Genomic DNA, 12044 nt, shown 5'->3' on the forward strand with positions numbered 1-12044 from the left:
GCTGCCTAGGGTAAAACTGGTAACTAGGGCTAAGTCGTAACAAGGTAGCCGTACCGGAAGGTGCGGCTGGAACACCTCCTTTCTAGAGCCTTGGTGTTAGTCTTCGGACACGCCTTGGAAATAAGATGGATATTTGATGTTTTGGAATTCCAAGACTGTATTACTCTTGCTGTTAATTTGAAAAAAAATGAAAATTAAGTAAAACAGAGTCTCGTAGCTCAGCTGGTTAGAGTACTACACTGATAATGTAGGGGTCGGCAGTTCGAGTCTGCCCGGGACTACTATTTGACTTTAGATTTAAGATCTCAGATTTTAGATTTAAAACAATAGACTGAAAAGCTTGATTTAAAGGAAATTCTGGAAGCTGGGATTCACCAAAGGAAATTAGATCAGAATCAGTAATCTAAAATCTGAATTCTAAAATCTAAGATTTAAAAATGGGGGATTAGCTCAGCTGGCTAGAGCGCCTGCCTTGCACGCAGGAGGTCAACGGTTCGACTCCGTTATTCTCCACTGGTTTACTATAAGCATAGTAAATAAAAGTTCATTGACATATTGAGATAAGAAAATAATAAAAGTAGAAAGCGTTTTTTACAATTTTATTGTAAAGAACAAAAAAAAACGGTCGTAATTAATTTTATGACTGGGTACAATAAGCAAAATAAGGGCGTATGGGGGATGCCTAGGCTCTCAGAGGCGATGAAAGGCGTGATAAGCTGCGAAAAGCTGCGGGGACGGGCACACACCGATTGATCCGCAGATACCTGAATGGGGCAACCCGTTATGTTGAAGACATAACACACCGATAGGTGGGCAAACCCGCTGAACTGAAACATCTAAGTAGGCGGAGGAGAAGAAAACAAAAGTGATTCCGTAAGTAGTGGCGAGCGAACGCGGAACAGCCCAAACCAGTCTTGTTACGGCCTGACTGGGGTTGTAGGACCACGATATTTTATGCACAAGGAACCGGAAGTTGCTGGAAAGTGACGCCGCAGAGGGTGAAAGCCCCGTATGGGCAACAAGTGTAATAGATAGTGGTATCCTGAGTAGGGCGGGGCACGTGAAACCCTGTCTGAATTTGGCGGGACCATCCGCTAAGGCTAAATACTCCTGAGAGACCGATAGTGAACCAGTACCGTGAGGGAAAGGTGAAAAGAACCGTGAATAACGGAGTGAAATAGATCCTGAAACCATACGCTTACAAGCGGTCGGAGCCCTTTCGTGGGGTGACGGCGTGCCTTTTGCATAATGAGCCTACGAGTTAACGCTGCTGGCAAGGATAAGTACTTCAGGTATGGATCCGCAGCGAAAGCGAGTCTGAATAGGGCGCTTTAGTCAGTAGTGTTAGACGCGAAACCGTGTGATCTACCCATGGGCAGGTTGAAGCTGTGGTAACACACAGTGGAGGACCGAACCGGTTGACGTTGAAAAGTCTTCGGATGACCTGTGGGTAGGGGTGAAAGGCCAATCAAACTCGGAAATAGCTCGTACTCCCCGAAATGCATTTAGGTGCAGCGTTATTTTAGTTATACAGAGGTAGAGCTACTGATTGGATGCGGGGGCTTCACCGCCTACCAATTCCTGACAAACTCCGAATGCTGTATAATGATTGATAACAGTGAGGGCTTGGGTGCTAAGGTCCAAGTCCGAGAGGGAAAGAACCCAGACCATCAGCTAAGGTCCCCAAATATATGTTAAGTTGAAAGAACGAGGTTTGTCTGCCCAGACAGCTAGGATGTTGGCTTGGAAGCAGCCATTCATTTAAAGAGTGCGTAACAGCTCACTAGTCGAGCGGACGAGCATGGATAATAATCGGGCATAAACATATTACCGAAGCTATGGATTTACAGTTTACTGTAAGTGGTAGGGGAGCATTCTGACAGGGCTGAAGGTGTTCCGTAAGGGATGCTGGACTGGTCAGAAAAGAAAATGTAGGCATAAGTAACGATAATGCGGGCGAGAAACCCGCACACCGAAAAACTAAGGTTTCCACAGCTATGCTAATCAGCTGTGGGTTAGTCTGGACCTAAGGCGAACCCGAAAGGGACAGTCGATGGCCAACGGGTTAATATTCCCGTACTGCTTATTACTGTGATGGGGTGACGGAGTGATGAAAGCGCCGCGAACTGACGGAATAGTTCGTTAAAGTACCTAACTATAGGCTCTACAGGCAAATCCGTAGAGCTTGGTGAAATACGATAGTACTCGGAGTCTTCGGACAAAGAGATAGTGCGCCTAAGGGCTTCCAAGAAAAACCTCTAAACTTCAGGTAATAAGCACCAGTACCGTAAACCGACACAGGTAGTTGAGGAGAGAATCCTAAGGTGCTCGAGAGATTCATGGCTAAGGAATTAGGCAAAATAGACCTGTAACTTCGGGAGAAAGGTCGCCCCGAGCAATCGGGGCCGCAGTGAAGAGGTCCAGGCGACTGTTTATCAAAAACACAGGGCTCTGCAAAATCGTAAGATGAAGTATAGGGCCTGACACCTGCCCGGTGCTGGAAGGTTAAGAGGAGATGTTATCTTCGGAGAAGCATTGAATTGAAGCCCCAGTAAACGGCGGCCGTAACTATAACGGTCCTAAGGTAGCGAAATTCCTTGTCGGGTAAGTTCCGACCTGCACGAATGGTGTAACGATCTGGACACTGTCTCAGCCATGAGCTCGGTGAAATTGTAGTAACGGTGAAGATGCCGTTTACCCGCAGTGGGACGAAAAGACCCTGTGCACCTTTACTATAGCTTAGTATTGACCTTGGATAAATGATGTGTAGGATAGGTTGGAGACTATGAAGCGGCGTCGCCAGGCGTTGTGGAGTCATTGTTGAAATACAACCCTTTGTTTATCTGAGGCCTAACCCCATATTGTGGGGGACATTGCTTGGTGGGTAGTTTGACTGGGGTGGTCGCCTCCAAAAGAGTAACGGAGGCTTCTAAAGGTTCCCTCAGTACGCTTGGTAACCGTGCGTAGAGTGCAATGGCATAAGGGAGCTTGACTGAGAGACATACAGGTCGATCAGGTACGAAAGTAGAGCATAGTGATCCGGTGGTTCCGCATGGAAGGGCCATCGCTCAAAGGATAAAAGGTACGCCGGGGATAACAGGCTGATCTCCCCCAAGAGCTCATATCGACGGGGGGGTTTGGCACCTCGATGTCGGCTCGTCACATCCTGGGGCTGGAGAAGGTCCCAAGGGTTGGGCTGTTCGCCCATTAAAGTGGCACGCGAGCTGGGTTCAGAACGTCGTGAGACAGTTCGGTCTCTATCTACTGCGGGCGTTAGAAATTTGAGTGGATCTGATTCTAGTACGAGAGGACCGAATTGGACTAACCGCTGGTGTATCTGTTGTCCCGCCAGGGGCACCGCAGAGTAGCTACGTTGGGAAGGGATAAGCGCTGAAAGCATATAAGCGCGAAACCCACCACAAGATGAGATTTCTTTTAAGGATCGTGGAAGATGACCACGTTGATAGGCTATAGATGTAAAGGCAGTAATGTCATAGTCGAGTAGTACTAATAATCCGTAAGCTTATGTACACCCTTTTCCCGGGTCCAAAGACCCGGGAGGAAACTTTCTAACCAAATTTATTGTATTTCTTTATCTCAGTATGTTAAGATATTGGTTTTAATTATGAATTGTCAATTATCAATTGTTAATTAAAACAGATTGCCCAAAGCAATTATAACTTCTTAAGGTGGTTATTGCGGCGGGGCTCACCTCTTCCCATCCCGAACAGAGAAGTTAAGCCCGCCTGCGCAGATGGTACTGCAGTTATGTGGGAGAGTATGTCGTCGCCTTTCTTTTTAAAACCCTGTTTCTATTGAAACAGGTTTTTTTGTTTTGAAACGGTTTGCAAAACAGGCGCATGTTTGGAATCATTCTTAAAAGCAGGGATAATCTGAAAAAAGAAGAACTCTGTCTTTCTTACTCCTCTGAATTGGCTTCTAAAAGCTCTTTTTGCGTTAAATAATTAAGTTACTAGCCAGCTCGCTTTTGCGGGCACGGATTGCAAATCTGCGCTGGCATTGTCTGCTAACTTTGCCTACGCTAACGTTGCGTTTGTTGAAGTGGTAAAACTTTTTTTTTATTCGATACGTTAGGGTTTAATTACAGCGGGAAGAATAAATTCCTGCATCATTCTAAATACCTGCGGATGAGCATAAGGTTTATTATAAGCTGTCGCTGTTATTACAATAACTAAGGGAATATCTTTAAAAACATAAACTTTGTTTCCTCCATTACCGCTGCAGCCAAAAGCTTCGTATTTTTTTTCATTTACGGTAAATATATCTTTCCAAAACAAATATCCATAACCTGTGAGATTTTCGTTTTGAGGGAAATAATTCGTAAAGCTTTTCTCTATCCAATCTTTAGACAGTATTCTTTTTCCGTTCCACGTTCCTTTGTTTTGGTAAAGTTGTCCGTATTTAGCTAAGTCTAATGTTTGTAAACCTAAACCTCCAGCTGTATTGGCTACTTTTTGCGGAGTGTACTTCCATTTGTAATTTTTGATTCCTAATGGTGAAAATAATTTCTTTTCGGCATAAGCTTCCAAACCGTTTGGAACTTGTTTGTGTATTATATCTCCTAATATAACGACGCCCGCAGTAAAGTAATCCCAGTTTTTTCCAATTTGTTTTGTAGAATCCATTGGAAGATCAAGTCCAAATTTGACCCAATCGCTTGTTGGATACATGTTTTCTTCATTTCCGGGAGAATCAGCATTTTGATCAGAGCCGTCAAAAGCAGAGCTCATTGTCAAAAGACTTTTTAGAGTAACTTGTTCTTTTTCGATAGAATAATTTTTATATTTTTTTAAATCGTAAAACTGGTTTAAGGATGCATTTTCATTTTTAATATAATCCTCTTTTATGGCTATTCCCATCATGGTAGAGGCAAACGATTTCCCGACAGATCTGGTATCGTGTAGTGTATTGCGATCTGCACCGTTAAAATATTCTTCGAGAAGTAATTCTCCGTTCTTTATAACAGCGATACTTGTTATATTTTTAAATCTTTTTTCCTCTATTCTTTTATTCAATTCACGAATAACAATGGTATCATATGCATTTTGTGAATTTTTCCATTCGCTTTGAGGAGCTATTTTTTGGATAGAAACTTGATTTTCATTTATCTCAATTTTTGCAGCTTCAATTTTAAGGCTTCCTTCCGCAATGATACTTCCAGTTTTTGTTTTGCCATCGGTTTTTAGATAAGGTCTAATCTCAATTTTTAGAACATGCGTACCAATAAATAATGCATCTTCACCGCCATTCCCGTAATAAAAGCGGCTCCATAAAAAACGGCCCCAAGATTCTTCCTGTAAAGTACTGAAAAAAGGAAGCTGAATAGTAGTCGATTTATTTTTGATTTGTGGAGTTCCCGCTCCTAGATTTAAATTTTCAGTATAAAGGAGTTTATTATCAACGTAGAAGGTAAACTGAAAATTTCCATTTTTAATTAATTCTTCCGCAGATAGACTGGTGTTTAGTTGGTGGAGATAGTTGGTTAATGAATTCCCCATGAAAATACGAATATAGAGATTGCTTTCTTTTTTAATTGGAAAGGTTTCCAAAAAATCACTTTCTTTTAGCTGTTCAAGTGGTATAGCGTTTCGTAGAAATACAATCTTTGCGATATTGGCGGCCTGTAAAGAATTTGTTATTACGTCTGGCTGTAAAACATTTTGAGATTTAGCAGTGAAGCATAGGATGAAAAAGCAGTATATAAAGTATAAATTTGTTTTCATTCTGATTATTTTTTAGTTTGGTATGTACAAATATATGTAATACAGTGCTTTATAAATAGAATGAAATTAACATCATACTTTTATAAAAGTGATTTTCGATATTGCAAAGGCGTTTTTCCCATTTGCTCTTTAAAGCATCTTATGTAATGACTTTGATCGGAAAAATTGGTTTCATAAGCAATTTCTGCTATTGATTTGTTTTTATGAAATAATAAAGAAAGCGATTTTTCGACTTTAAGTTTACGATTGTATTCTCCTAAAGTGGCGCCAAAATATTTTGGAAAATATCTGGAAAGATGAACAGGATGTATGTCTAAAAGCTCTGACAATTGTATGAGCGATAAATCGCCAGCTTTATTTTCGTGAAGAATTTCTTTTATAGTCTTAATCCATTTCGGAACTGAATTGTAGTTTTTTTGATTATTACATTTTATGTTTTGAAGCGAATTTATTAGCAAAGTATCAATTGTTGTATTTGTAAAATCATCATTCCTTTTGCTTTCGGTAAAAAGTTTGTAGAATAACATTTTTACATATGGAATTTCTACAGCAATATTACCTTTTAATGTATCCAATGAAAGATCAAACTGCTGCAGCCAATTTTGTTCTATTTCGATATGGAAACCACGAGTATATCCGGGAGGTTTTATATTATAATGGGCATCATCCCAATTATGGAAGAGAAGAGATCCTGGTGTACATTGATAAATTTCATTTTTATTACCTTCTAAAACTTTTCCTTCGAGTATAAAGGTAAAATAAGGTTTTTCATGATAATGCCAGTCCACTGTATCATGAGTATATTCGGTATCTGTAATAGTAAGACCGCCCAATTGAATATACCTATTGGTCTGTCCAAAAAATTGTCCTGTTTTTAGCTGTTTCATTTTACTTAAAACAATTATTGAGGTGTTTTTTGAGAATGTAATGTAGTGAATTTTTGTATAGGAATATAAAATATAAATAAACGGATGCTTTAGAAAAAGTACTCTTCATTTTTAAAATTACTAATTTTACGAGCTATTAGAAAATTTATAATGCTATTTTAAAAAGAATTAAATGATATTGCAAGATTTACCGGGGGAATATAAAATAATGGGGAGCAATCAGGATGAAAGTGATGAAATGACGTACAATGGGACTTTGAGTTTAAAGTTGGACCATAATAATCGAATAGTTGCAGATTGGCTTATTAATGACAGTCAAAAACAAAAAGGACACGGTTTTTTTAAAGACAATATTTTGGTAATTAATTTTAGTTATAAAGGAGATGATCGTAAAACCTACAAGGGAGTTGCGGTTTACAAATGCTTAAGCAAAGACGTTTTGGAGGGATTTTGGTCAGAAAAACATGGAAATCCGCTTTATCTGGGAACGGAAAAATGTTTACGAATAAAAAGTTCTGAACGGCTAAATTAATTATTATTCTATTACGAGGTTTTAAGCATCGTTTAGAAAAATCAATTTAACCATTCGGAATTTTTAAATACTTTAAAAATAGATCCTGTTTAAAATAGTTATTCAATCAGTTCAGCAAGATTCAAAAGAGTAAAATTTAGGTCTGAAAGCAGGTTTTTTACCTTCTCGTCTGCTTGAAGATTGTTTGAAGCATAGTATAAAATCTTTGCTTCATTTTTCATATTTAAATTATTTCGAGATGCTTCCAGGAGACTGTAAACTTTAACAACCGCAGCGTTAGGGAAAAGTGATGTTAAAGTTTGTGCGACAGTGTTTTTGTAAAAATCTTTTGTAATAGTCTTGCTGGATATCAGATAATTATGATGGATAATTATTTTATTAGAAAGATCGGGCAGTTGATTAATAATGGTTGTTAATTTTTCTTTTGGCACAAAAAGGATAATAATATCACTTAAAGCAGCTGTTTCTTGTATGGTTGAAATGGTTACGCTGCCGCCAATTTTTTCTGCAGCATTTTTAATTGTGTAATTGCAATCTATGGAGCTGATCGAAACTTTGTATCCAAAATCTGCACTTCTTTGTGCGAAATCTAAAGTAAAAGAGCCAACACCAATAATTCCAATGGTATTTTTTTTATTCATTAAATTGTAGAAATCCTATTGTTTTTTTGCTAAAAGTATGGATATAAAGTCTAAAACGCAGGATAGGGGAAATAATTTTAAATTGTTTTAAATTAAGATTGTTTATTTTTTAGGGGTTTTCTAAATCCATTTTTACAGTAATAGTTTAAATTGCAGCAAGAAAGCGAAAAAGAACCCCTTAAGAATTCTTTTCGTTACATAATAAGGGGTTCCAAAAATTATTAAGAATTTTATTTAACTCCAACTATTTTGAGTAGTTTGAAATCATTAAAAGATAAATTAAGTTCAAAATTTAAAACTACAAAGACTCATACCAATCTACAATATAGTCTGCAACAGTTTCCCAGCCTGGTTCACCGCAGATAAAGTGACTTTTTCCTTCAAAAATTTTGAGCGAAACCTGACTCCCTGCATCTTTGTATTTTCCAGCAATTGTTTTTGTGAGAGCAGGTGGAAAGATATGGTCGCTGCCGCCTCCAATAAATAAAATTGGGGCATGCGGTTTTTTAAAATCAATGTTCGAAAACGAATTTAAAACCAATTCACGGCTCACTTTATAACTTTCTGGCACGGCAAATTTTTCAAATGCTGTTCGTTTTTCATTTTCAGGAATTGTATTAAAGAAAGCATAGTCGTACCAGTCTCGGCTTCCCATAAAGAACTTTTTGGAAGAGAAGAATCCAAATGCGGGAATAACTGTTTTTAGCGTCTGAAAAGGCGGAAAAACATTCTTTGGCGGCGCACCGTCAATACTGACACCAGCAATAGCTTTGTCCATTTCTATTAACTTTAAAACCGCCATGCCGGCCATAGAATGCCCGATTATCAAGGGTTTTTCGGGTAATGTATTTAGTAAGGTATTGATATTGTTTACAATGTCAATAAAACCAGTTGCTGTAAGTTCGGGATGTACTTTGGCGCGCAATTCAGCTGGATTCCCGTCGTGGCCGGGATTCGCTGGAGCATAAACCTGATATCCTTTTTTTTCATAATGCTGTTTCCAATCGGCCCAAGTTTTTTCGTTTACAAAATTTCCGTGTATGAGCACAATAGTTTTTGATTTTGCCATGATTACTTTATTTAATTAGGTTTAAGATTTCTTTAAAATTTTCGTTTTTGGAGTTTTTAACCAATTCATAAAGGCACATTTCGACAGATGTAATCGAAGCACCTTTGTTTTGTAATTTATTTAAAGCCAGAATTTTATTTTCTTCTGTACGGGAAGAAATACAATCTGCAGCGATTTCCACTTCAAAACTGGCATCCAGCAGCCCTATTACGGTTTGGTAAACGCAAATGTGTGACTCGATGCCGCAGACAATCCACCGTTTTCTTTTAGACTGAATAATTGCTTCTTTAAACAAATTATTTTCTAAAGCGTTAAAAGAGAATTTTGCAATGGGTTTTTGGTTAGCAAATAGTTTTTGAAGCTCAGGAACCGTTGAGCCGAGTCCCGCAGGATTTTGTTCAGCACAAATAATCGGAAGAGACAGTATTTGACATCCTCGAATCAGTTTTTCCAGATTTTGAATCAGTTTTTCGCTTTCATGTACAATACGTGCCAATTTGCCCTGCACATCTATTACAATCAAACCGGTATTTTCTAGTTGCAGCATTTTTCTAATTTTGGATTGATTAAATACTTTTTCATGAAATAAAGTTAGTTAAAATATTTGTTTTCAGTGTTTTGTGTGTTTTTTTTTGTTTCTATTTAAAAAGATTACAGACTATTGATAAATTCTTGGGTTGAAACTAAACGATGCCCATAATGCGGAAAATTTGTTTCGACAGTTGCTTTAATTTCTTCCCAATTAAATGCTCCAATTGCATCTTTTATTAAGGTTATATGATAGCCGAGTTCTACACCATATCTTGCTGTAGAATCGACACACGTATTGGCCCTCATACCCGCGATAACAATTTTGTTTATTCCGTGTTGTTTTAATAGAAAATCAAGATCTGTATTTGCAAATCCGCTTGCAGTCCAATGATTTTGAGCTATTAAATCGCCTTCCTGCGGCTGCAGTTCAGGATGAAATTCTCCTCCCCAGCTGTTGTTCTCAAAAAGGTTTAAATTAGAAGACCCAAGGTGAGAGGGCGACAAAAAGTTCCAGTTCAAATAATCTCCTTTTTGTGTTTTTCTATGAGGAGCGTAAATAATCTGCAGCTGTTTTTTTCTGCACTCGGTTAGTATTTTTTTCAAATTAGAAACTACATTATTTCCAATAACCGTTTCTTTGACCGTATCCCATAACTTGCCGCCTTCTGAAAGAAAATCATTAAAAGGATCGATTACGATGAGTGCTGTTTTATTGTATTGAAGTGCTTCCACAATTTTTATTTTTTTGTTTGGAATGCCATAATTGTACCTAAAATTATAAGGCGCTTAAAACCAGTAAAATGAAGTGTTTTGGATTTTGCTATTCGCTATATTTAGAGAATTTGATTAAGGATTTACTTTATTTCAATAATAATTTGATTGGAGATTAGTACCTGTTTTTAATTGAAATTTTATAATTTTAAGGAATACCATTAATTATAAAACAAATTTAGAATGAACAACGGAAAAAAACTTAAGGCAGTTGCGTACGGAGAAGTGCTTTGGGATGTTTTTACGAACGAAAAAAAGATTGGCGGAGCGCCTTTGAATGTCGCTTTACGAATGAAGAGTTTAGGCGCCGATGTTGCGATGATTAGTTGTGTCGGAAATGATGAAGATGGGGAAGCCATTATAAATTATGTAAAAAACCTCAAATTAGAGACTGATACAATTGTAAAATCAGAAACTTTCCCAACGGGCTTAGTAACGGTAACTTTAGATAAAACGGGTTCTGCAAGTTATGATATTAATTATCCGTCTGCTTGGGATAAAATCGTTTTAAATGATCTGGCAAAAAAGAAAGTAGAAGAAGCAGACGTCTTAATTTTTGGTAGTTTGGTTTGTCGTGACGAAGTTTCTAGAAATGCTTTAGAAGCCTTATTACAAAATGATGTCTATAAAGTATTTGATGTCAATTTACGAAAACCGCATTATACTTATGATATATTAAAACACTTAATGAATAAAGCTGATTTTATTAAGTTTAATGATGAAGAGATAGCAGAAATTGCTGCGGCTTTAGAGTCACCATTTAAAACTTTAGAAGAGAATATTGACTTTATTGCAAAAACTGTAAACGTAAAAGGAATATGCGTTACAAAAGGCGGAGATGGAGCTGTTTTATTATGGGAAGGCAAACTATATAACAATGACGGTTACCCCGTTAAAGTGATTGATACAGTGGGAGCTGGAGATTCTTTTTTAGCAACATTAATAACGTCACTTCTAACAGGTAAATTACCGCAGGAGGCAATTGATCTGGCCTGCGCAGTAGGGGCTTTGGTTGCGGCGTCTCCAGGTGCAAATCCTGAAATTTCTGAAGAAAGAATTCACAATTTGATAAGCATATAAATAAGAAATATTTGACCTTGATTTTTGAAAAACAGCCTTAAGGCTGTTTTTTTGTTTTATGGTTGTAATTGAAAGAAATTATTGCTTAAGATTTCAATTAAATTGCAGTTATTTGCAGCGATATTTAAATTGGTAATGAAGACTGTTTTTCGAGGCTTTTTTTTATGCTTTGAAATAAATTGAAAACAGCTGCGTTACTACACTATTTGGAAAATCTGCCTTAAGAGAAATATCCAATCTGCTTTATGGAGAATAGAAAATTAATAATACGTTTAAAGAAAGGAAATGAAGCTTCTTTTAAGGAGGTGTATTTAAACTATTATGATAAACTCATTCATATTGCCAGAAAATTTGACTTTAAAGTCCTTACTCCAGAAGACTTTGTTCAGGAAACTTTTTTAAGACTTCATGCCAAAAGAGAACTGCTCAACGAAGAAGTTCTTTTTGACAAGCAATTGTTTACGATCTGCAAGAACATTATTATCAATCATGTTAATCGCGAAAACAAGATCATTTCGCTGGAACCATTAGGAATTGATCTTGCTGAAGAAGTTTCTGAAACAGGAATTTTTGAAGAAAGAAAAGAAAAATTTGATTCCTACATCAATCTGCTTCCAGAACAGCAGCAAAAAATATACACACTTCATAAACTAGAAAACCTTAGTTATAAGGAGATTGCAGCAATGACAGATCTTTCTGAAAAGACTATTGCCAATCATATTTATCTCGCTAGTAAATTTATTAGAAAAAAAATCGAAAACCATTAGGAACTTTTGTGATCTCGTTTGT

General features: G+C 37.3%; 9 protein-coding genes, 2 tRNA genes and 3 rRNA genes. 8 read left to right on the forward strand and 6 right to left on the reverse strand.

Annotated elements, in window-relative coordinates; genetic code table 11:
* The 5 genes from C4F50_RS25000 to rrf all read left to right on the forward strand — a co-directional run.
* Positions 1-82, forward strand: a 16S ribosomal RNA gene (locus C4F50_RS25000); the annotation flags it as partial.
* Between the two features lie 125 nt (positions 83-207).
* Positions 208-281: transfer RNA gene (locus C4F50_RS25005), tRNA-Ile, on the forward strand.
* A gap of 158 nt (positions 282-439) precedes the next feature.
* Positions 440-513: transfer RNA gene (locus C4F50_RS25010), tRNA-Ala, on the forward strand.
* A 137-nt stretch (positions 514-650) separates the two neighbouring features.
* Positions 651-3531: ribosomal RNA gene (locus C4F50_RS25015) — 23S ribosomal RNA — on the forward strand.
* Positions 3532-3685: 154 nt separating this feature from the next.
* Positions 3686-3795, forward strand: a 5S ribosomal RNA gene (gene rrf / locus C4F50_RS25020).
* 296 nt (positions 3796-4091) lie between these two features.
* Here rrf and C4F50_RS25025 read toward each other — a convergent pair.
* Positions 4092-5744: a serine hydrolase domain-containing protein gene (locus tag C4F50_RS25025; RefSeq protein ID WP_194141367.1), complete on the reverse strand. Its 1653-nt coding sequence runs from the start codon at positions 5742-5744 to the stop codon at positions 4092-4094.
* A gap of 80 nt (positions 5745-5824) precedes the next feature.
* The gene (locus C4F50_RS25030) at positions 5825-6631 is read right to left on the reverse strand and encodes an AraC family transcriptional regulator (protein ID WP_194141368.1); all 807 of its coding nucleotides are present in this window, start codon (positions 6629-6631) and stop codon (positions 5825-5827) included.
* Between the two features lie 172 nt (positions 6632-6803).
* On the opposite strand from C4F50_RS25030, the gene C4F50_RS25035 reads away from it, so the two are divergent.
* Entirely contained in the window at positions 6804-7163 is a 360-nt protein-coding gene (locus C4F50_RS25035; RefSeq protein ID WP_194141369.1) for a hypothetical protein, read from the forward strand.
* A gap of 98 nt (positions 7164-7261) precedes the next feature.
* Here C4F50_RS25035 and C4F50_RS25040 read toward each other — a convergent pair whose 3' ends face one another.
* From C4F50_RS25040 to C4F50_RS25055, 4 genes are all read right to left on the reverse strand, one after another.
* Entirely contained in the window at positions 7262-7804 is a 543-nt protein-coding gene (locus tag C4F50_RS25040; RefSeq protein WP_194141370.1) for an NAD(P)-binding domain-containing protein, read from the reverse strand.
* Positions 7805-8102: 298 nt separating this feature from the next.
* Positions 8103-8873 carry an alpha/beta hydrolase gene (locus C4F50_RS25045; RefSeq protein ID WP_194141371.1) on the reverse strand — a complete coding sequence of 257 codons (771 nt, stop codon included), beginning with the start codon at positions 8871-8873 and terminating at the stop codon, positions 8103-8105.
* A 7-nt stretch (positions 8874-8880) separates the two neighbouring features.
* Positions 8881-9420, reverse strand: a complete 540-nt coding sequence (locus C4F50_RS25050) for a hydrolase (protein WP_194141372.1) — start codon at positions 9418-9420, stop codon at positions 8881-8883.
* A gap of 104 nt (positions 9421-9524) precedes the next feature.
* Complete coding sequence (locus C4F50_RS25055; RefSeq protein WP_194141373.1) at positions 9525-10136, reverse strand: isochorismatase family protein; 612 nt, start codon at positions 10134-10136, stop codon at positions 9525-9527.
* Positions 10137-10358: 222 nt separating this feature from the next.
* Here C4F50_RS25055 and C4F50_RS25060 point away from each other — a divergent pair, with 222 nt between their 5' ends.
* Positions 10359-11255 (forward strand): carbohydrate kinase family protein, encoded by an 897-nt coding sequence (locus C4F50_RS25060; RefSeq protein WP_194141374.1) that lies wholly within the window; start codon positions 10359-10361, stop codon positions 11253-11255.
* A gap of 245 nt (positions 11256-11500) precedes the next feature.
* Complete coding sequence (locus tag C4F50_RS25065) at positions 11501-12022, forward strand: RNA polymerase sigma factor (protein WP_194141375.1); 522 nt, start codon at positions 11501-11503, stop codon at positions 12020-12022.
* Positions 12023-12044: the final 22 nt, after the last annotated feature.

The sequence above is a fragment of the Flavobacterium hungaricum genome (genome assembly GCF_015182285.1).
Classification (GTDB): Bacteria; Bacteroidota; Bacteroidia; order Flavobacteriales; family Flavobacteriaceae; genus Flavobacterium; species Flavobacterium hungaricum.